A 21,435-nucleotide genomic window follows, 5' to 3' on the forward strand; every position below is an offset into this window, starting at 1 on the left:
TTTATGGCCATATTTCATAATGTTCATCGTAAAATCAATCAACTAGTATTTTAGTTGAATAAGAAATTGTTGTGATTTATCAGAATCTAATCTCTAATATCTCACTTCCAACTTCTATTTAATGGAAAATAATAACCTTCTGTTCTCATGCTTAAGAAGTGTGAGGAGCAGGAAAAGAGCAATTAAAAAAAATGTAGAAAAACAGGTAAGAAAAAAGTATAAACGTAGTAGTGAGCTTTGGAACATTAGAAAGGATATTCCGTGGATTCCATTGGAAGAGCCTTATCAGAGAGGTTTTGTAAGATTCTTTGTTCTCAGGGATGATGTGAAAAGATCTGAAGATGCAGATTTTTTTGAAGGAATTCTGAAGAAGATCAACTCTTATATGTATTCCGAAAGCAGGCTGTTTCTTAAAAAGAAGAGAAAGCATGGGCGTCGGATATATGTGGAAAAAGAGCAGAAACTCAACAGTATTTCCTATTATACATGGATAGACCCCAGGTTTGGGCTTGTCCCAAGAGAAAGGCTGTATTTTCTTAAAAGACAGGAATACAATCCATTCAGAAGAAGAATTGAGACTTGCTACGAATTCGCTGAACCCTGGAGATTTACTTTACGGATAAGACCTCACATGATTACCCACTACAAACCTGTAGATGCACAACTTGAAAAAGAATACGCAGAGGTACAATCATATATAAAAAAATATAAAGTGACAGGAATAATCCAAAAAAAGATTCATTGTAAATCATTTCCATGGAAAAGAGAATATGAAACTGATCTTATCAAAAGCAGGAAATATGCACACTGCATCATGTCTGCAACAGAGTTTGCAGAATATTTTGAGGACTTATAGGTCCAGTATTATTTAAAACAAAAACAATGGGAAATTTAAAACTAAAAGGAAAAGATATATTAAAACTCGGTTATCCGAACAATCAGAGTGTCAATGTGGCTTTGGAGGTCATGAAAAGAAATTTTGCAACGAAGAACATTCATCACGTAAAATCTATTTTAAAAGAAATCCTCCTGAACCCGGAAAACTTTAAAAAAGACCTGACTTTCGGACAGATTGCAGAATCACTGCTGTCATCCAGGAAAACAGAAAAAAGAATGCTGAATACCCAGCGTGCCGACTTCCGGATCTTTGGCAACAATATCTCTGAAGAAGCAAAAAACCAGCTGTACACGGCCCTAAAACTGCCGATTTCAACTCAGGGCGCTTTAATGCCCGATGCGCACAGCGGTTACGGTCTTCCGATAGGCGGTGTTCTTGCTGTAGAAAATGCAGTAATCCCTTATGGAGTAGGAATGGATATCGGCTGCAGGATGAGTCTCAGTATTTTGGATATACCGGTTTCATATCTTGACGGAGCAAGAGACAAATATGAAAAAGCTCTTGCCGAGCATACCAAATTCGGGATGTATGAGACACATAAATCTCATGTAGATCATGAAATCTTCGAGAGAGATACCTTCGATATGATCCCGGTTTTGAGAAGATTAAAAGGAAAAGCCATTAAACAGATGGGATCTTCGGGTGGCGGAAATCACTTTGTAGAATTCGGTGAAGTTGAGATCACGGAACAGGATGATCAGATAGGACTTCCGAAAGGTAAATACCTGGGAATTCTTTCTCACAGTGGTTCCAGAGGCTTAGGAGCTGAAATTGCACAATATTACTCAAGAGTAGCAGCAGATCAGTGTCCTTTACCAAAAGAAGCCCAGCAGTTTGCCTGGCTGGATCTCAGTACTCATCTCGGTCTGGAATACTGGACTGCAATGAACCTTGCCGGAGATTATGCTTCCGCCTGTCATGATGATATTCACAGGAGACTGGTAAAAGCGGTAGGTGGAAGAGTAAAAGCAAGAATTGAAAACCATCACAATTTTGCGTGGAAAGAAATTCACAACGGAAAAGAAGTGATCGTCCACAGAAAAGGGGCTACACCTGCCAACGAAAATGAGTTGGGAATGATTCCCGGATCTATGACAGCCAAAGGCTTTATCGTTCGTGGAAAAGGAAACCCTGATTCCCTGAACTCAGCATCACATGGAGCAGGAAGAGCTCATTCAAGAGGAGAATGCAGAAGCCTTTTTACTCAGAATGATATCAAAAAAGAGCTTAAGCTGAAGAAAGTCACTCTGATGGGCGGTAATACGGAAGAAGCACCAATGGCTTATAAAGACATTCATGAAGTGATGAACGCACAAAGTGAATTAGTGGACATTCTTGGAACATTTCAACCCAGAATTGTCAGGATGGACAAGTAATTTTAGTTGCAGGTTTCTGGCTATCAGTTGAAAATCAAACTGATAGCCGGAACAGGCAACCAACAACAAAAAGATAAAAAATGGGAGCACCTCATAATATAAAAAGATATGGAGAAGTCTGGCCGGAATTTAGAATCCGTCACGGACTTGAAATTTTGAATAAATTAAAAGAAAAAGTCATTATATCAGGTGGCTGGGCGTGGCATTTCATGTCAGAAAAAGGACATACGGAATACAAACACGCCCATGACCACAAGGATATTGATGTTTTTGTAAAAAAAGAAAATACTGCAGAAGCTGTGATGATTCTTCAGCAGGAAGGATTTCAGAAAGTATGGACTCGTTATGATCATCTTCAGAGCGAAGAAAATTTCCGCAGATATGAAAAAACGGAAGAACTGGAAAATGGTAAATCTCATAGAATCACCATAGATTTCTTCGAAAAGGATGATCTGGAAACTATTGAAATTAATGGTTTTACCGTTGTGAAGCCTGAGCTTTTGCTTACGTTTTACAGAAACATTCATTCCAGTGATAAATGCTGGGCGGTTATGGCTGCCAAAGACTTATTGAATAAAGGGATCGACCCTGTGGGGCATCCGAAATTAAGTGAAATGCCTAAAGTAAATTAAATGGAAAAACTCATACAGATAACTTCAGGAAGAGGGCCTTTAGAATGCCAGTGGGTAACTGCAAAAGTTCTGAAGGTTTTCCTTGAGGAAATTAAAAATAACAAAATAGATTACGAAATCATCCACCGCGAAAACGGTGATGAAAACCTGACTTTGAAATCTGTAACGATACTTTTAAAAGCAAAAGAATTGGATATATTCCTAAAAACCTGGCTGGGAAGCATATGCTGGACCGGGAAAAGCACATTCAGGAAACTTCATAAAAGAAGCAACTGGTTCATTGGTGTTTTTGAACTGGAAGGACTGAAAGAAATCAATTTCAATGAAAAAGATATTCAGTTTCAAACGACGAGAAGCCAGGGAAGCGGAGGACAGAATGTGAACAAAGTGAATACAGCTGTTCGTGCTGTTCATTTGCCAACCGGAGAAAGTGTGTTTGCTCAGGATTCACGGTCGCAACTGGAAAATAAAAAACTTGCCATCATGCGATTAAAAGAAAAAGTTGCCGGAATTTATATCAAACAGCTTGAAAAAAGAATGCAGGATACATGGAACAATCATCTGCAGGTACAGAGAGGAAATCCGGTCCGTACATTTTCCGGAACAGATTTTAAAAAGAATCATCAGGATAAATCATTTAAAAAACAGAGAAATACTCTGAAAAAAGAATTAAAAAACTATAGAAATGACCTTAACTAAAAGTAAATATTATTTTGAAGCGCTGGATAATTATCCTTACAGCCTTCCGGACTGTCTGGAAGCTTTGAATTATGCCCTTTCCTACGATCCGGAAGATGCAGACAGCCTTTGCCTGATGGGTAGGATTTACAGCGAAATGCTGACTGACTATGAAAGAGCAAAAGTTTATTTTGAAGAAGCTATGCAGTGTAATGTTGCGAATCTTAACATACCTCAGTATTACATCAAATGCCTTTTGGATAATGAAGACCTGGATGAAGCTGAAAAGCTTATTAATTATGCCTTAAAAATCAAAGGAATAGACAAGGCTAGAATATTGATTCAAAAATCGTTGCTTTTTGAAATCAAACATGAATATAAAAAAGCATTGAAGCCCTTAAAAGAAGCAAAAAAGTACAGTTATAATCAAGCTATGACCGATTTTTTGACGAACAAAACAAAATTCATAAAAAATAAAATGACAAAAAATGGCAAAAAGAAGAAATAAATATGTTTTTTCTTAAAAAATTCATAAATTTATTGAGAAAAAGACAACCTTATGAGTAGAAAATTATTTTTGTGGCCAGTATCGGTGGCCGTCTTCTTTGCTTTTGGCAAAATCAATGCCCAAAATTCTAACGGGCTGATTCAGGATTACTATCAGAAAAATGGGCAATTTGCACAAAAAAATGGTACTGGTAATAAAACCGGCGTTATTATTCTGAACGAAGATCCTTCCAAAAGCCTTGGCGTAAATATTGTGAATGTTCAGCAGACCTATGACGGGCTCAGGGTCTATAACGCTTTGGGAAAAGTAATGATAAAGGAAGATAGAATTATCTCTGAAAAAAATGATTTTAAAAGAAATATTTCTGTTGCCAGTCAGGGTAAAGCCAAAGAAAAGTTTTCAGAAGATTTTCTTAAACAGAAATTGAATCTGAGTGAAATTTCCAAAATAGATTACCTTCCCAATGTATATTTCGAGAAGAACGGAGTTTATGTTTTAGCGAAAGAACTGTTTGTTTCCGACAAGAAATCTGCAGATGTATGGCATATAATTGCAGATGCTGCTACAGGTGAAATTCTTGCAAAAGATAATTTAACACTGGACTGCAATTTTACGAATGACAGCCACTTTGACAATGATTCAACGCCACAAACAGATCAGCATTTTGGATCTGAAGCCGAAGCTGCAACTTTTGCCGGTGCAGTAAATAGACCTGCCATAAACGGTTTGCTTGCTCCTAGCAATGCTTCATATAATGTTTTTCCACTTCCTACAGAGGCTCCTACGTTTGGCCCGCGCGCTATTGTCAACAATCCCTGGGATATTGCGGTATCTCCGGAAGGATGGCATTCTGACGGAACCAATAATTACACCAATACCAGAGGAAATAATGTATATGCTTACTCAGATCAGAACAATACCAATACTCCGGGATATTCTCCAAGCGGAGGAGCTGTTTTAAATTTTGACTTCCCTTATGCGGAAGGCAGGTTTATAAGTCCTTTTGCACAAAAAGATGCTGCGATTACGAATTTATTCTACATGAATAATAAAATGCATGACATTTTTTATAAGTTCGGTTTTACAGAATCAGCAAGAAATTACCAGACCAATAACTTTGCGAACGGAGGTATGGCCGGTGATGCTGTAAATGCGGAAGCATTTGATGGAAGCGGCCTGAATAACGCGAATTTCAGTTCAGGATATGAGACTGTGATTTCAGGGGTAACTTATCTCCAGGCTCCAAGAATGCAGATGTACCTTTGGGACAGGGCACAGACTGCAGCAGATCCTATTTCCAGATACCAGTATAATTCTCCTGCAACTGCTGTCAGCAGACCTAAAGTAATGACAGGAAGTGCAAATTTCGGAACTCTTTTATTTGATGGGCAGACGGTAACAGGAAATCTTGCCGTTTCAGTACCCGCAGATGCATGTACTGCACCCGCAGCCGGAAGTCTTACCGGGAAAATTGCAGTGATAACGAGTACAACCTGCGAATATGGACTTAAAGTTTTAAATGCACAGAATGCAGGTGCTATCGGAGCTATTGTTTACAGACCCTCTACAGATACGCCTGTCAGCATGGGAGGAGGAGCTTCGGGAAGCCAGGTGACTATTCCTGCCATCAATATTGGAAAAACGGAAGGCTTGTATATGGTAACGGAGCTTGGGAATGGAACTACTATCAATGTAACATTAGGAAATGATTTTAATGGATTTAAGCATTCAAGCTTAGATAATGGAATTATTGCCCACGAATACGGACATGGTATTTCAAACAGATTAACCGGTCAGGGGTACAGCTGTCTTTCCGTAGCTAACAGTGCAGAACAGATGGGAGAAGGATGGTCTGATTTTTTTGCTTTAATGCTTACGACCAGACCAGGTGATACTTCAGCTTTGGCAAGAGGGATGTCAACATATTCAGCAGATCAGCCGACAACAGGAGGAGGAATCAGACCTGCAAAATATTCTCCTGATTTTACCATAAATAGTTATACTTATGCTAATACAAATACGGTTTCAGGTTCTCATGCCATAGGATTTATATGGGCAACCATGCTTTGGGATCTTACCTGGAAATACATAGAAAAGTATGGCTATAACAGTGATGTATTGGCAAGTACCACTTCAGGAAATGCAAAAGTTCTGCAACTTGTTGTAAATGGACTTAAATTACAGGCTTGCAGCCCTTCATTCATTGACGGAAGAGATGCTATTCTTCAGGCTGATGCTGTAGGAAATGCCGGAGCAGATAAATGTATGATATGGAAAGCATTTGCCAAGAGAGGGTTGGGGGTAAATGCTTCAGCTGGTGTTAAGGCAACAGCTAATGATCAGGTGCAGGATTTTGCTGTCCCGGAAGAATGTAATACTGTTTTATCTACTCAGGATATTAAAGCTGCAGATAATAAATTTATTGTATTTCCAAATCCGACTTACGATGAATTCTTTGTAGGCAATTTAGATAAATCATCTCAGGATGTACAGATCAAAATGTTCGATATGTCCGGAAAATTAGTTTTCTCGGATTCCAGAGATTCTCAGTCTAAAAAAGCTGTTTCTACCAAAGGATTCCAGAAAGGAGTGTATATGGTAAGCATCAAGCAGGGGGAAAAAATTCAGACTGAAAAACTGATTGTAAGATAAATTGAACCACATATCAATAAAAAAGAGGCCAGAAATGGTCTCTTTTTTTATTTTTTGATCATTATTCCTCATGTTTACATCAATGTAAAGAATGAAAATTTAGACTTAAAATGAGCAGATGAAAGAAGTTTTTGCAAACTCTTTGAGATAATTAGGAGACAAAATATGGAATATGCCATAATAGGGATTGGATTTTTTTCACAGAAAAGAAAAAAAAGAAAAAAAATCTGATGAAAGTAAAAGATAAAAAAAGAAATAGATTAACTGATTTTGTTATTTGATATAATTTAAAAATTTCTCTTGTTTTTTATTAAAAAAACATTACTTTGACGGTCTAAAAAAACAATTATGAATAAAAGATTATTTTTATTGCCGATTTCTATGGCGGCATTTTTTGCTTTTAGCAATATGAATGCACAGAATTCAAAAACACTTGTTCAGGATTATTATAAGAAAAGTAATCAGCTGAATCAGAAAAACAACACCAATAATGCCAACGTAGACGTAATCATTCTGAATGAAGACCTGTCAGCAAGTCTGGGGGCAAATATTGTAAACGTGCAGCAGACTTATAAGGGATTAAGAGTATACAATGCTTTAGGAAAAGTAATCATTAAAGGAGATAAGATTGTCTCTGAAAAAAATGACTTTAATAGAAATATTACAGTTGCCAGCCAGGGAAATGCTGTGGATAAATTTTCTGACAGTACTCTTAAGCAAAACTTAGGACTGAGTGATATCTCAAAAGTTGATTATTTACCTAATATATACTTTGAGAAAAATGGAGTATATGTACTGGCAAAAGAAATATTTGTTTCCGATAAGAATTCTTCCGATGTATGGCATGTTATTGCCGATGCAGGTTCGGGAGAAGTTCTTGTAAAAAACAATATGACACTCAGCTGTAATTTTGAAAAACATGATACTCAAATTAATGAATCTAAAACCTCAATGCCATTAGATTCCGAGAGTTTGTCAGCAGGAACACTACAAAATACACAGGGAGTTACATTAACTAATTTAGTAAATACAACTCTGCTTCCGTCCAATGCTTCTTATAATGTTTTTCCTTTACCCACAGAAGCACCTACTTTTGGACCGCGTACCATTCTCAGTAATCCCTGGGATTTAACAGCTTCTCCGGAAGGATGGCATTCTGACGGTACGAATAACTACACCATCACAAGAGGAAACAACGTTTATGCCTATTCAGATAAGGATAATACAAATACACCGGGATATTCTCCAGATGGCGGAGCTTCACTGAATTTTGATTTCCCGTATGCAGAAGGGAGATATATAAATCCTTTTAATTATAAAGATGCAGCAATTACCAATCTGTTTTATATGAATAATAAGGTACATGATGTTTTCTATAAATTCGGATTTACAGAGACTGCAAGAAATTATCAGACCAATAATTTTGCCAACGGAGGAATAGGCGGAGATGCTGTAAATGCTGAAGGATTTGACGGAAGTGGGCTTGGCAATGCTAACTTCCATCCAGGGTATGAAACCGTAATTTCGGGTACAACTTATCTTATGGCTCCAAGAATGCAGATGTATCTTTGGGACAGAGCACAGACTACTGCAGATCCTATTTCCAGATATCAATATAATTCGCCGGCAAATATAGCAAGCCGGCCTAAAGTAATAAGCTATGGAGCGGCTTTCGGACCTCTTTTATTTGATGGTCAGACTGTGACAGGAAATCTGGCGTTATCTACTCCTGCTGATGCCTGTACAGCTGTACCTGCAGGTAGTTTGACAGGTAAAATTGCGGTGGTGACGGCTGCAAACTGTGCATTCACTGTTAAGACTAAAAATTTGCAGAATGCTGGCGCTATCGGGGTAATAGAATATCATCCGTTTTCTGATACTCCACAGGCAATGGGGGGAACAGATGCTACCATCACCATCCCAAGTATTATGGTAGGTAAAACAGAAGGGCAGTATTTAGCTGGCCAGATCACAGCAGGAACAGTAATTAATGCTACTTTAGCTTTTGATTATAATGGCTTTAAACATTCAAGTTTAGATAATGGTATTATGGTTCATGAATATGGACATGGTATTTCCAATAGACTTACAGGACCGGGTTATGGCTGTCTTTCAGAAACAAACAGTGCGGAACAGATGGGAGAAGGGTGGTCAGACTTCTTTGCCTTAATGCTTACGGCAAGACCGGGAGATACGTCCAGCCTAGCAAGAAGTATGGGTACATATGCAAAAGATCAGCCTACGACAGGAGTTGGTTTAAGACCAGCTAAATATTCTCCGGATTTTACTGTAAATAATTTTACTTATGGAAGTACTAATACAATGACTGAATCTCATGCTATAGGATTTGTATGGGCAACCATGCTTTGGGATCTTACCTGGAAATACATAGAAAAGTATGGATATAACAATGATGTACTGGCAAGCACCACCTCCGGAAATGCAAAAGTTTTACAACTTGTTATGGATGGACTTAAACTACAGGCATGCAGCCCCTCATTTATTGACGGAAGAGATGCTATTCTTCAGGCTGATGTCCTGGGAAATGCAGGAGCCGACAAATGTATGATATGGAAAGCATTTGCGAAAAGAGGTTTGGGAGTAAATGCTTCTACAGGTTCTAAAACTGTTATGACAGATCAGGTACAAGATTTCACTGTTCCTGCAGAATGTAATACTGTTTTATCTACTCAGGATATTAAAACAGCGGATAATAAATTTATTGTATTCCCTAATCCTACCTATGATGAGTTCTTTGTAGGCAATTTAGATAAATCATCTCAGGATGTACAGATCAAAATATTTGATATGTCCGGAAAATTAGTTTTCTCGGATTCCAGAGATTCTCAGTCTAAAAAAGCTGTCTCTACCAAAGGATTCCAGAAAGGAGTGTATATGGTAAGCATCAAGCAGGGAGAAAAAATTCAGACTGAAAAACTGATTGTAAGATAAATTTAGTCATGTATAAATAAAAGAGGCCAGAAATGGTCTCTTTTTTTGTAGCTTTAGATATATGAAGCATTATATTTTTTTATTCTTACTGATTTTTACTTCCTGTAAAAAGAACGATACCAAAATGAGTATCCATCCAAAAGATGAAAATTTAGATTTAAGGTATGAAGTTTTAAATCAATTGATTGCGAACGATAGTATTTCATTTAAAAAGAACAATTACATTTTTATCAGCACATTGAAAACAGTTTCTTTTAACGAAAATGGGGATAGTAATGAACCCAGACCGTTGGGGAGTGTTCTGACATATGACACAATTTTTTCAAGAAAGGATTCTGTTTACTATAAAAACCAGGAAAAAATAATTTCGGATTTTAGATTAGATAAAGCTAAAATTCATGAAAAACTCAGATATGTGACAGATGAAGAACTTAATACATTGGAGGAAAACAGGAAAAGCGATTTTTGGACTGAATTTCACAAAAAATTTGGGTATATATGTATCCGAAGCTTTTCTGTGCCTTTTTTAATAAAGATAAAACAATGTGTATTGTTCAAAGTTCAACTTCTTGTGGTTATTTAAACGGAAGTGGGTATACAGCAATTTATAAAAAGATCAATGGAGAATGGATTGAAGTTAAATTAGTTCAGGATTGGGTTAGTTAGGCTATGAAAGTAAATTGGATTATAAAAGAGCTCCGGCTAAAGGAAACTTTCTCAATTGCTTATGGAAATTACAGCAAAAGAGATGCATTACTGATAGAATTATCTTACTTAAACTGTAAAGGATACGGAGAATGTGTAGCTATAGATTATTATCAGATTGATCTGAAAAGTTTTATCAGCAGATTAAAAGAAATACAGTCCTTACTGGAAAAATACCCCATAATTCATCCGAAAGATTTCTTTTATTTTCTTTCAGATTTGAACCTGCATCCCTTTTTGATGTCTGCTTTGGATTGTGCCTATTGGGATCTGTTCGGAAAACTTGAAAATAAAAGCTTTACAGAATTAAATCATATTCCTTCTGATAGCTTAGCAGAAAGTTCTATCACCATTTCTGTAGCCGGTATTGAAGATCAGATCAGAAAAATAGAAAATAGCAGTTGGAACAAATTCAAAGTGAAATGCAAAGGGCTGAACAAAGACAGTGTTGAAATGCTATTGAACTTAAATCATAGTATCGCGTTGGATTCTAACGCCAGTTTTACAGATCAGGACTGCTTATGGCTTCAGGAAAACAGTGAGGTTCAAAAATTCTCGTATGTAGAACAGCCGCGGCCGGTTGACCTCTACAATGTTTTGAAAAAAGACAGTTTTGCCAACTGGATGGCAGATGAGGACTGCCAGAATATAGATTCTCTGGAAGAATTAGCTCCTTACTACAAAAGTGTCAATATAAAGCTCATGAAATGCGGTGGTCTCACTCCTGCGTTGGAAATGATCCAAAAAGCTAAAGAATTAGGGTATAAAATTATGATAGGATGTATGACGGAATCTACAGTCGGAATTTCTGCCGGTTGCTTACTGGCAGGACTTACTGATTTTGCCGATCTGGACGGAGCCAACCTTATTTCCAATGACTATGCCTCCGGAAACTTTGTGGAAAACGGGAAAATAGTTTTATCAGGAAAACCGGGTTTGGGAATTGAACTTAAATAGGAATTATTTTTTAAATACCGTCTGCCCAAGATTCCAAAACTGCTCAAATTCAGTTTTACCATCCACTTTACCGGAGGAATTTAATAATTCTGTCCTGTTATGGATGGTTTGAAATCTATAATCAATAATTTCAGGATCTTTATTACTTTCCTGGATTTTTATCTGAAAAGGTCCGGTTTTAACCCAGTTGAAACTTCCTTTTAGATGATAGCTCTCCTCTCCGTTGTACCAGCTTTCATAACTGCCTGTTCCATCCCGTTTGAATTCAATCCAGGAACCCATAATCATAGAAAAACCACTTCCATCTTCCGTTAGCCACTCTCCAGTTAAAGTCTCCTTTAGGAACAGTTTTTTTATGAAATTGAACATTAGGGAAAGAACATTCTATTTTTTATTCACAGAAATAAGATAGTCATAAACCATCTGGTGCTGCTCATCGCTTAATTTAGCCTTCGGAGCCATTCTGCTTAAAGTTTTAATCCATCCCTGATCATCATGCTTGGCCGGATCCGGAAGTTTGTGGCATTTGGCGCATGAGTTCTCAAAAATAGTTTTCCCTTGAGTCAGTTTTTCAGATGCTGTATACTTTGGTCCGGTTACAGCAACACTTTTCGGTCCGCAGGATACCATAAATGTGGCACCTGCGATCATACTTAAGATTACTTTTTTCATACCCCTATTTTGATTTGGTGATTATTTTTTTGCAGAAACAATATAATCATATACCCACTGATGCTGCTCGTCTGTCAGTTTAGCTTTCGGAGCCATTGAATTCATAATTCCTACCCACTGTACAGAAGTGTGTGATGCAGGATCCGGAAGCTTATGGCATCTTCCACATGAGTTTTCAAAGATTGTTTTTCCCTGCGCTATCTGTTCTGCACTGGAAACGGCAGGTCCTACCGGGCCGGCTGTAGAGGTTTTTGATGTACAGGAAGCCAGTAAAATGCAGATAAATAATGCAGCAGCGGATATTTTTTTCATGTTTCTTATATTTTGATTTAAAACAAATGTAGGAATTTACCACTTCCATTGATGAAACGGACCCTAGTTTTAATTTAGAAGAAATAAAATTAATACCTCTTTATATGGGAGTTTGAAGGTTATTTTTATATTTTTGAATCAATGAAATTTTCTACAGAAGAACTGGTACTGGGAATACAGTCAGGAAATAAACGCCTGATCGCAAAAGCTATTACTTTAGTTGAAAGTAAAAAGGCTGAGCACAGAACTCAGGCAGAAGAACTTCTGAAAAAAATAATGCCTTTTACGGGAAATTCCGTAAGAATAGGAATCACAGGAGTTCCGGGGGCAGGAAAGTCCACATTCATTGAAAATTTCGGAAAACTTGCCATTGCTAATGGTAAAAAAGTAGCGGTTCTGGCTATTGATCCCAGCTCTTCCATCAACAAAGGAAGTATTTTAGGTGATAAAACCAGAATGGAAGAACTGGCCAAAGAAGAAAATGCCTTTATCCGTCCTTCCCCAAGTTCCGGATTTCTTGGCGGTGTTGCCAATACCACTTTTGAAACGATGATGATCTGTGAAGCAGCCGGATATGATTATATTCTGATTGAAACTGTTGGAGTAGGACAGTCTGAAGTGCTTGTAGCAGATATTACCGATGTGTTTCTGTTTCTGAAAATTATTGGAGGAGGAGATGAGCTGCAGGGGATCAAACGGGGTATCATGGAGATGGTGGATCTTATTTTCATCAATAAAGTAGATCAGGACAATCTGCAGAAAGCAAAAAATACAAGATTGGAACTGAAACGGGCACTGGATTTCATTCCTCCCAAAGAAAAAAACTGGAAAATTCCTGTACTTTTAGGCTCTGCCCTGTACAATGAAGGCCTGGATGAGGTTTTTAATAAAATCGATGAGTTTATTGGTTTGAAAAAGAAAACAGGACGTTTTCATGAAATACGCACCCATCAGGCAGAAAAACGTTTTGAATACTGGGTTCAGGAATATATTCTGGCCATGATGAAAAGGAGCGATTCTGCGGAAGCAGCTTATATACAGCACAAAAAAAATGCTTCAGAAATGGTTTCTAATCCCAGCACTGAAGCAAAATTATTTGTTGAAAAATTTTTATCTAAAGACTAAAGCTTTTCTTTTTGAGATTCGTCATTCTTTGAAACATATCCGTCATACGAGATCGGTTGCCTGTCATTACTTCTTATGGAAACAAGAGCTTTCCCGTTTTTAAAAACTTCTATGTTAATTTCATCAGCATTTCTTACATCATTGGGTTTAATCTTTAACGTCCATTTTCCTTTTTTATTCTGGGATTTGTCTACAGTGAAATCTTTTGAAGTGAAACGGTAACTGTTATTGGCCGTATTGTATGAAGCGTTGTATAGTCTTCCGAAATAGGGAAGAACTACCTCCAGATTATTTTTTCTAAGCTCTATGGTATAAGACCCTTCGTCCAGTTGAAGAATTCGCATTGATGGGGCATTCTGAATAGATCCCATTGCATTGATCACCTCATAATTTATAGGATTGGCTCTTTGTGCATGAAAAGTAAATTCCTGGGAATCTACCAGTGCATCTACTGTTTTGGAATCTAATGAAGACTGTGAGGAACAGCTTTGGAACAAAAAAAGAAATCCAAAAATAAATATAAGTGAAATATACTTTTTCATAACCGTAATAATTGTTAAATTTAAATAGCAAATTGTATGCAAATATATTCCTTCTGAATCATTTTGGAATAAAAATTGTAAATGTTGAATTATTAACACTCAAACAACTATGAAATTTACACATCTATTAGGAATAGGAGCAGTTGCCTTGTCAGCTGCCGCATGTACTACTAATCCAATTACGGGCAGGTCTTCATTACAGATTGCAAATAATTCGGAAATATTAACAATGTCTGCTCAGGAATACAAAACAACATTGTCTAAATCTAAAATTATCACAGGAACTGCAGATGCAAAAAGAGTAACGAGTGTAGGAAGCAGAATAAAAAGTGCAGCAGAAAGATATTACCAGAGTATAGGAAGATCTGCGGATCTTGCCAATTACAACTGGGAATTTAATCTTATACAAAGTACAGAACTCAATGCATGGTGTATGCCTGGAGGGAAAGTTGCGGTTTATACAGGAATTTTACCTGTTACTAAAAATGACAATGGTATTGCAGTAGTGATGGGACATGAAGTTTCCCACGCTTTAGCCGGACATGGTAATGAAAGAATTTCTCAGGCTATGGTAGCACAATATGGAGGTTCCATTTTGGGTGGAACAATCTCTAATTCACAATGGGCAGGTATTTTTGAAAAAGTGTATCCTATCGGATCACAGGTTGCCCTGTTGAAATATGGCAGAAATCAGGAATCAGAAGCAGACCAGATGGGACTGTATCTTATGTCTATGGCGGGATATGATCCGAGAGAAGCAATTCCTTTCTGGAATAGGATGGAGGCTGCATCTTCAGGGTCCAGACAGCCTGAATTCTTATCTACCCACCCGAACCCTGAAACAAGGATCTCAGATATCAATAAAAACCTTCCAAAAGCTTTGGAATATTATAAAGCGGCCGGAGGGAAAATATAGTTATTCAGAAATTTAATCTTGTATAAAGCCTTATTGAATTTTTACTAAATTGGGTAAGGCTTTTTTTCAATGTAAACCACTTAAACACAATATCTATGAAAAGTTTATCAATTACCGGACTTATACTGCTTGCTGTTTCCGCATTGCTTTTTTATCTTACTACTGATTTTACAGTGGGAGGAATCACCATTTCTCATATGATGGGAGTAATGGCCGGAGTGGGAATTGGTCTTATTATTGGCGGAATGGTAGGATATGTAAGTAAAGGAAGCGCCATAAAAGCGGAAGAAAAGAAAAAAGAATTCAAAAGACTACAGAAAGAAAAAGAAGAGCTGGAAAAACAGGCGGCAGATATTGCCAAACGTGAAGCGGAACTTCATCAAAATCAAAACCCTCAAATATAGAATTTTGAGGGTTTTTTTATAGTGTTATTTTCAAATTATTTAAACTTATAACCTACACCTACCAAAAATAGATTAGGTCTGTTGTCATATCTGATTTCCGAGCCTGAAACCTTATTGATAAAGTTTCTTTCATCTTTGCTGAATGCACCTTCATAACGCGCATTGATAATAAGTTTTTTAATTTCAAGCTGTGCCCCGAACTGGTATCCTACTGTAAAATCATTTTTGGCATTTTCCTGAAAATCATTATAGGTATTGTCCTTGCTTAAATTATAGCTGGCCACCGGACCTACGAAAACTCCAAGCATATCCCCTAAAAGGTTATAGCCTAATAAAACCGGCATATCCAGACGGTTGCTCTTTACATCAAAAGTAGTATTCTCCGTAGTGAATTCATTTTTGAAGTGAGTGTAATACAATTCCGGCATTACATACAGTGAGCCAGGAAGTCCCACTTTTAATGAAAGCCCCACATTAAAACCTGCATTGTTTTTTCCTGTTCCTTCAATGGCATCATTTACCGTTCCTTTAATGTTTTTCCAGGAAGGAGAGCCTGTCGGGAATATTAAGTTGGCTTTTCCTGCCAGTGAAATCTGTGCAGAAGCGAACATTGAAAACCCGATTAACGCTATACTAAGTACCTTTTTCATTATCATCTATTTTATGGATTGTATTTTCAATCGTTTTATTATTTTCAAGTAAATATTCTCTCAGTTCTTTAAACAGTTCTGAAGAATAAACGAAGTCTATAAGATTTTTATTGCCTGCAGTGATCAGAATGTCTTTGTTTCCTTCCCATTCTTTGATCCCTAATCTCAGGTATACAATTTTTTCACCAATCGTCATCACGGAGTTCATATCGTGGGTATTGATGATGGTGGTTGTATTATATTCTTTTGTGATTTCAAGGAGAAGATCATCAATTACATTAGAAGTATAAGGGTCAAGTCCTGAGTTTGGCTCATCACAGAACAGATATTTCGGGTTATTTACAATAGCTCTGGCAATGGCAACACGTTTCTGCATTCCTCCGGAAATTTCAGAGGGGAATTTTCTGCCTGCCTTATCAAGATGTACCCTCCCTATTACTTCAAATACCCTTTTCTTCTTTTCTCTGAAAGTAAGATTTGTAAACATGTCCAGTGGAAACATGATATTCTCTTCCACCGTCAGAGAGTCAAAAAGCGCACTGCCCTGGAATACCGTTCCGATTTCTGAACGCAGGTGCTGTTTTTCATCTCTGGTCATTGTGTTGATATCCCTGCCGTCAAAAAGGATCTCTCCAGATGATGGCTGGTAAACATTCAGCAGGCTTTTCAGGAATACAGTTTTCCCGGAGCCACTCTGCCCGATGATCAGGTTCACCTTTCCTTTGTCAAATGATGTTGAAATTCCCTTAAGTACTTCAACTTCGTCAAAACTCTTCTTAAGATCTTTTACCTCAATCATCAGCTTAATATTAATTGGGTTAAAATTAATTCGGAAATGATAATAAATACCATTGTCCATACTACCGCCTGTGTACTGGCTCTACCCACTTCCAGCGATCCTCCTTTTACATTATATCCGAAATAAGAAGGAACTGTGGCAATAATAAATGCAAATACGATAGTTTTTATAAATGCGTAGTACACGAATAAATTCGGCATATACATCTGGATACCCACAATATAATCATTTTCCGTCCAGTTTCCGGTCAGAATACCGGCCAGATAACCCCCTCCGATACCAAATACAATACTGATGGCAATAAGCAGAGGATTGAAAATGACGCAGGCAATGATTTTAGGGAATATCAGGAAATTCGGGGAGTTTACTCCCATGATATCCAGTGCGTCAATCTGCTCAGAAACCCTCATTGTTCCTATACTTGATGCGATATATGATCCTACTTTACCTGCCAGAATGAGGCTGATAATGGTTGGTGAAAATTCCAGAACCAAAACAGCTTTTGTGGCATATCCTACAAAAGAAGGAGGGATAGGAAAAGAGGAAGAATCAAAGTTATTGAACATCTGGATAGCCACTACAGCTCCCACAAATATAGAAGTGAAAATCACAAGCCCAAAAGAATTGACGCCGAGATCATTGATTTCTCTCATGAACAGCTTCCAAAAAACCCTCATTTTCTGAGGTTTCTGTAAGGATTTACCTAGAAGGATAATATATTCTCCTATTGCTGTGAAAAACTTTTTTAACATGCTGCTAAATTAGACTTTTTTTATTTAATTAAGGATAAGCCATCCATAGGACGGATGAGGTTTATGTAAGCTTAGAAGCAAATATGATTCCTCAATTTTAATCTTAACCTTTTGTTTGATTTATTTTGCGTTTTTATCTCCGCCGACAACTAAAAAAACGGTTTTTAAAATAATAACCAGATCCAGAACAAAGCTCCAGTTTCTCACATAAAAGGTGTCTGCAAGGATCCGTTTCTTCATTTCCACTTCCACATCTCCATAATCTCCGCGCAGTCCGCTTACCTGGGCGAGGCCTGTGATTCCCGGAGATACCATACTTCTTAAGCTGTATCTTCCTATTTTAGGTTTATAAAAATTATCAACAGCCAGCATATGCGGACGTGGTCCCACAATAGACATTTCTCCCTTCAGTACGTTGATAAACTGGGGAAGTTCATCAAGGCTCGTTTTTCTGAGGAATTTTCCGATTTTTGTGATCCTGGAATCATTTTCCTGTGTAGTTTTTGTTGCAGATTCTTCATTAACGATCATGGTTCTGAATTTCAGACAGGAGAAAACTTCTTCATGAAATCCGTATCTCTTCTGAACAAAAAAAACAGGCCCTTTAGAGGTTGCCTTTATTAAAAGAGCAATGACAGGAAACATCCATGAACATAACAAAACCAATATGGTAATAGAAAAAACGATGTCAAAAGTCCTTTTAACCAGGAAATTGGAATAATAATCCAAAGGATATTTTGCCTGGCTGAGAACCGGCTGTGTCTGGATATATCCAAGATCATAGAGGAAAAAATCACTCTGCGTGATACTCGGAATCAATGAAACGTGAACCTTATTGTTTTCGGCCAGCATAAAAATTTCAGCTTCCACATCCTCACTGAAAGTGTTTTCTGTAGATAAAAACAGGGTATGAATTCCATTTTTCTTCCAAAAACCAACTAATTCATCCGGGCTTATATCCGAATTTTCGTACTCAAATATTTTATACCCGTAATCTTTTCTGTTTTCAAAAATATTCTTTAGAATATCTGTAGAGCCTGTTTCTCCTAAAAACATAACGTTTCTATAATTGATACCAAGAGAACGGAAGTATTTTATGGAAAAATAAATAACTGATTTGGTAATGAAAATAAAACAAAAAAAATAGAATGAAAGCCAGTAAATATCTGAATTGAAAAATACATTCTTGCTCACCTTTCCAATAAGCAGAACGCCGAGTATGAAAAACAGGAAGTGAATCAGGAGGCGTTCCAGAAACAGGGTATAGGTAAGATTTCTCTGGATATTATAAATTTTTGTCCTGCCGCTTAGGAGCATCCAGAACAGAAAGAGCAATATCAGGGATAAAATGTTCTGATACCAGGTTTCTTCGTGATACTTTAAATTTTCATTCCTGCTTATAAAAAAGAATATAAAAATAGATGCAATAACCAAAAGGTCAAGCAAAATAATAATCGATTTCAGGTATCTAGAGTATCGAATTCTCTGCATCTATCAGTGTTTGTAACGGATACGAAGAGCTAATGTACGTATTTTTTACGGTATATTCAGGTATTTATGAGTCTGGACAGAAGCCTGCCATTCCGGATGGGCTAAAATAAAATCGGTAATCTTCGGATACATTTCGTCGCGCTTGCTCCATTCACTTTGCATATAAAGCTTACAGTTCTCGGAAACCTTTGCTGCCTGTTCCTGAGCGAAGGTAAAGTCATGCTGATTGAAAATGATTACTTTAAGCTCACTTGCTTTCTTGTAGATTTCTTCTTTCGGAAGCCCTGTTTTTTTAGGCGAAAGCGTAATCCAGTCAATGTGTCCACTCATAGGATAAGCTCCTGAAGTTTCAATATGAATGGTGCATCCCAGCTCTTTTAATTTGGATGTTAAGATATCTAAATTCCACATCAATGGTTCACCTCCGGTTAAAACAATTGTTTTACAGTGCTTTGCTGCAGTTTCTGCAATTTCTTCTGCATTCATTAATGGATGCAGGTTTGGGTCCCAGCTTTCTTTCACATCACACCAATGACACCCAACGTCGCAGCCTCCCAGTCTGATGAAATAGGATGCTTTTCCGGTGTGGGCTCCTTCTCCCTGTAAAGTATAAAAATGCTCCATCACAGGGAGCATTTTACCTTCTTTTAATAAAATATCTTCTTCTTTGTTCATTTTAAAATTAGTCGTTATAGACCGAAGTTTTGTAAGCGATGATGGTATTTTTCATCAGCATGGCTCTGGTCATCGGGCCTACACCTCCGGGTACCGGCGTGATCCAGCTTGCTTTGGCTGCACAGCTGTCAAAATCTACGTCACCGGCAAGGTAGTATCCTTTTGTAGAGTCATCATCTACTCTTGTAATACCTACATCTACAATTACTGCTCCGTCTTTGATCATATCTCCTTTTAAGAAATGAGGATCACCTAAAGCGGTAATTACGATATCCGCTTTTTTAGTATATTCTTCGATGTCTTTTGTGTAAGAGTGTGTTAATGTTACGGTAGAATTCCCGGGGAAATCTTTTCTTCCCATCAGGATGCTCATAGGTCTTCCTACAATTTTGCTTCTTCCGATAATTACACAGTCTTTACCTTTGGTTTCAATATTATATCTTTCCAATAATGTTAAAATTCCGAACGGAGTAGCTGGAAGGAATGTGTCCATTTCCAGAGCCATTTTTCCGAAGTTTTCAGGGTGGAAACCATCTACGTCTTTTCTCGGATCAATTGCGTTGATGATTTTTTCCTGATCAATCTGATCCGGCAATGGAAGCTGTACGATAAAACCATCTACTTCCTTGGATTTATTTAATTCATCAATTTTCTCAAGCAGTTCAGATTCAGAAACAGTGCTTGGAAACTTTAAAAGAGAAGAGCGGAATCCTACTTCCTCACAGTCTTTTACTTTACTGTTTACATAGGCTTTACTTGCTCCATTGTTTCCTACAAGAATTGCTACCAAATGGGGTGCTCTTTTCTTGCTTTCAAGAATCTTATCTACTTCAATTTTGATCTCTGCTTTTATTTCTTTGGATACTTTAAGTCCGTCAAGAATTTCTGCCATTTTTACTTTTTTTACTTTTATTTAGATTTTATTGAATACAACAATATCCTGGAATTCATCGGCTCCTTCCTTTTCCACATCGGTTCTCCAGAATCCTCCTTTTATGGTGGTTACTTTTAATCCGGCTTCTGTTGCCATCCGGTTCAGCAATGGAACGCTTACTGCAATATTGGCTGCGGTTACTTTATCATCCATTAGTCTATAGCCTTCATACTGATGGGGAAATGGCATTGTGCCAAATTCTTTTTTAGTTTCATCATACAGAAAGAATGTAGCCAGACACTGTCCGTTACTGTTTAATACTCTGCTGATTTCATTGAGATATCTTTTAATCTCAGGAATCTGCATGTGGGTGAAAACAGAAAACAGGAATACTTTATCAAACTGTGCATCATCATAAGGGAATGTAAAATTCTCAGCTTTTTGGCTGAAAGTATTATACAGATCATTATAAATCGGTGTAAACTTGAATCTAAAATTCGGATGTTTTTTGCCGATATGCTTATTGCACCAGTTAATTCCTTTTTCTACAGCATCAAAACCGTCATAAGTTCCTTTGTCAAGAACTTCTGTGAGGGCTACCGCTGTTCTTCCGATACCACATCCCACATCCAGAACATGATCGGTATTTTGTAGGGCAATATATTTTTTAAGTGCATTTACCTGACGTATTCCGTGGGGAATAAAGTCACTGCCTCCTACATAAATATCACCTTTCTTAGGCTCATTTTCAGATCTTTTTCCGGTAAGCCCGTTGTAAAGATCTATCGGAAAATAATAGATCTTTCTTCCCAAAAGCCTGAGCCCGGGAGGAAGTTTATAATAATATGACCTTAATGCAGACATC

The 21,435-nt window shown here is 37.4% G+C and carries 23 protein-coding genes; 12 read left to right on the top strand and 11 right to left on the bottom strand.

Annotated elements, in window-relative coordinates; genetic code table 11:
- Nucleotides 1-121 precede the first annotated feature (121 nt).
- The 9 genes from ACQWU4_RS11455 to ACQWU4_RS11495 all read left to right on the top strand — a co-directional run bounded on the left by ACQWU4_RS11455 (nt 122) and on the right by ACQWU4_RS11495 (nt 11,358).
- Nucleotides 122-856 (top strand): hypothetical protein, encoded by a 735-nt coding sequence (locus tag ACQWU4_RS11455; protein WP_429935890.1) that lies wholly within the window; start codon nt 122-124, stop codon nt 854-856.
- A gap of 26 nt (nt 857-882) precedes the next feature.
- A complete protein-coding gene (locus ACQWU4_RS11460) occupies nt 883-2,274 on the top strand; it encodes an RtcB family protein (RefSeq protein ID WP_429935891.1) in 1,392 nt (463 codons plus the stop codon).
- A gap of 80 nt (nt 2,275-2,354) precedes the next feature.
- A complete protein-coding gene (locus ACQWU4_RS11465) occupies nt 2,355-2,906 on the top strand; it encodes a nucleotidyltransferase domain-containing protein (RefSeq protein WP_429935892.1) in 552 nt (183 codons plus the stop codon).
- Nucleotides 2,907-3,605: a peptide chain release factor H gene (prfH, locus tag ACQWU4_RS11470; protein ID WP_429935893.1), complete on the top strand. Its 699-nt coding sequence runs from the start codon at nt 2,907-2,909 to the stop codon at nt 3,603-3,605. It begins immediately after the preceding gene.
- Nucleotides 3,592-4,092 (top strand): tetratricopeptide repeat protein, encoded by a 501-nt coding sequence (locus ACQWU4_RS11475; RefSeq protein ID WP_429935894.1) that lies wholly within the window; start codon nt 3,592-3,594, stop codon nt 4,090-4,092. The genes prfH and ACQWU4_RS11475 overlap by 14 nt, the downstream gene beginning before the upstream one ends.
- Nucleotides 4,093-4,143: 51 nt before the next feature.
- Entirely contained in the window at nt 4,144-6,744 is a 2,601-nt protein-coding gene (locus ACQWU4_RS11480) for a T9SS-dependent M36 family metallopeptidase (RefSeq protein ID WP_429935895.1), read from the top strand.
- 348 nt (nt 6,745-7,092) lie between these two features.
- Nucleotides 7,093-9,696 (top strand): T9SS-dependent M36 family metallopeptidase, encoded by a 2,604-nt coding sequence (locus ACQWU4_RS11485; RefSeq protein ID WP_429935896.1) that lies wholly within the window; start codon nt 7,093-7,095, stop codon nt 9,694-9,696.
- A 124-nt stretch (nt 9,697-9,820) separates the two neighbouring features.
- On the top strand, nt 9,821-10,279 hold the full coding sequence (locus ACQWU4_RS11490; protein WP_429935897.1) for a hypothetical protein: 459 nt from the start codon (nt 9,821-9,823) through the stop codon (nt 10,277-10,279).
- Nucleotides 10,280-10,365: 86 nt separating this feature from the next.
- Nucleotides 10,366-11,358 (top strand): enolase C-terminal domain-like protein, encoded by a 993-nt coding sequence (locus ACQWU4_RS11495; RefSeq protein ID WP_429935898.1) that lies wholly within the window; start codon nt 10,366-10,368, stop codon nt 11,356-11,358.
- 3 nt (nt 11,359-11,361) lie between these two features.
- Here the strand turns inward: ACQWU4_RS11495 and ACQWU4_RS11500 are convergent, their stop codons facing one another.
- Genes ACQWU4_RS11500 through ACQWU4_RS11510 form a run of 3 tightly spaced genes read right to left on the bottom strand, consistent with a single transcriptional unit; the run spans nt 11,362 to nt 12,342 of the window.
- Nucleotides 11,362-11,727, bottom strand: a complete 366-nt coding sequence (locus tag ACQWU4_RS11500; protein WP_429935899.1) for a hypothetical protein — start codon at nt 11,725-11,727, stop codon at nt 11,362-11,364.
- 15 nt (nt 11,728-11,742) lie between these two features.
- The gene (locus ACQWU4_RS11505; protein WP_429935900.1) at nt 11,743-12,030 is read right to left on the bottom strand and encodes a cytochrome C; all 288 of its coding nucleotides are present in this window, start codon (nt 12,028-12,030) and stop codon (nt 11,743-11,745) included.
- A gap of 21 nt (nt 12,031-12,051) precedes the next feature.
- The gene (locus ACQWU4_RS11510) at nt 12,052-12,342 is read right to left on the bottom strand and encodes a c-type cytochrome (RefSeq protein ID WP_429935901.1); all 291 of its coding nucleotides are present in this window, start codon (nt 12,340-12,342) and stop codon (nt 12,052-12,054) included.
- Nucleotides 12,343-12,483: 141 nt separating this feature from the next.
- On the opposite strand from ACQWU4_RS11510, the gene meaB reads away from it, so the two are divergent.
- Nucleotides 12,484-13,467 (top strand): methylmalonyl Co-A mutase-associated GTPase MeaB, encoded by a 984-nt coding sequence (meaB, locus tag ACQWU4_RS11515; RefSeq protein WP_429935902.1) that lies wholly within the window; start codon nt 12,484-12,486, stop codon nt 13,465-13,467.
- Here the strand turns inward: meaB and ACQWU4_RS11520 are convergent.
- On the bottom strand, nt 13,464-14,009 hold the full coding sequence (locus ACQWU4_RS11520; protein ID WP_429935903.1) for a DUF4251 domain-containing protein: 546 nt from the start codon (nt 14,007-14,009) through the stop codon (nt 13,464-13,466). The two genes, meaB and ACQWU4_RS11520, sit on opposite strands and share 4 nt — an antisense overlap.
- A 109-nt stretch (nt 14,010-14,118) precedes the next feature.
- Between ACQWU4_RS11520 and ACQWU4_RS11525 the strand changes: the two genes are divergently transcribed.
- Both ACQWU4_RS11525 and ACQWU4_RS11530 read left to right on the top strand, forming a co-directional pair.
- Nucleotides 14,119-14,925, top strand: a complete 807-nt coding sequence (locus ACQWU4_RS11525; protein WP_429935904.1) for a M48 family metallopeptidase — start codon at nt 14,119-14,121, stop codon at nt 14,923-14,925.
- Between the two features lie 95 nt (nt 14,926-15,020).
- Nucleotides 15,021-15,329: a hypothetical protein gene (locus ACQWU4_RS11530; protein WP_429935905.1), complete on the top strand. Its 309-nt coding sequence runs from the start codon at nt 15,021-15,023 to the stop codon at nt 15,327-15,329.
- 35 nt (nt 15,330-15,364) lie between these two features.
- On the opposite strand, the gene ACQWU4_RS11535 is transcribed toward ACQWU4_RS11530, so the two are convergent.
- From ACQWU4_RS11535 to ACQWU4_RS11565, 7 genes are all read right to left on the bottom strand, one after another.
- Nucleotides 15,365-15,979, bottom strand: a complete 615-nt coding sequence (locus tag ACQWU4_RS11535; protein ID WP_429935906.1) for an outer membrane beta-barrel protein — start codon at nt 15,977-15,979, stop codon at nt 15,365-15,367.
- Complete coding sequence (locus tag ACQWU4_RS11540; RefSeq protein WP_429935907.1) at nt 15,963-16,778, bottom strand: ABC transporter ATP-binding protein; 816 nt, start codon at nt 16,776-16,778, stop codon at nt 15,963-15,965. The genes ACQWU4_RS11535 and ACQWU4_RS11540 overlap by 17 nt, the downstream gene beginning before the upstream one ends.
- A complete protein-coding gene (locus ACQWU4_RS11545) occupies nt 16,778-17,530 on the bottom strand; it encodes an MlaE family ABC transporter permease (RefSeq protein WP_429935908.1) in 753 nt (250 codons plus the stop codon). The genes ACQWU4_RS11540 and ACQWU4_RS11545 overlap by 1 nt, the downstream gene beginning before the upstream one ends.
- A gap of 120 nt (nt 17,531-17,650) precedes the next feature.
- Nucleotides 17,651-19,021: an exopolysaccharide biosynthesis polyprenyl glycosylphosphotransferase gene (locus ACQWU4_RS11550; RefSeq protein WP_429935909.1), complete on the bottom strand. Its 1,371-nt coding sequence runs from the start codon at nt 19,019-19,021 to the stop codon at nt 17,651-17,653.
- A gap of 45 nt (nt 19,022-19,066) precedes the next feature.
- Nucleotides 19,067-19,696 (bottom strand): 7-carboxy-7-deazaguanine synthase QueE, encoded by a 630-nt coding sequence (locus tag ACQWU4_RS11555; RefSeq protein WP_429935910.1) that lies wholly within the window; start codon nt 19,694-19,696, stop codon nt 19,067-19,069.
- 7 nt (nt 19,697-19,703) lie between these two features.
- Nucleotides 19,704-20,588, bottom strand: coding sequence for a bifunctional 5,10-methylenetetrahydrofolate dehydrogenase/5,10-methenyltetrahydrofolate cyclohydrolase (locus ACQWU4_RS11560; RefSeq protein WP_429935911.1), 885 nt, complete (start codon nt 20,586-20,588; stop codon nt 19,704-19,706).
- A 21-nt stretch (nt 20,589-20,609) separates the two neighbouring features.
- A complete protein-coding gene (locus tag ACQWU4_RS11565; protein WP_429935912.1) occupies nt 20,610-21,434 on the bottom strand; it encodes a class I SAM-dependent methyltransferase in 825 nt (274 codons plus the stop codon).
- Nucleotide 21,435 lies beyond the last annotated feature (1 nt).

It is taken from the genome of Chryseobacterium sp. MIQD13, from assembly GCF_050496705.1.
Lineage (GTDB): Bacteria > Bacteroidota > Bacteroidia > Flavobacteriales > Weeksellaceae > Chryseobacterium.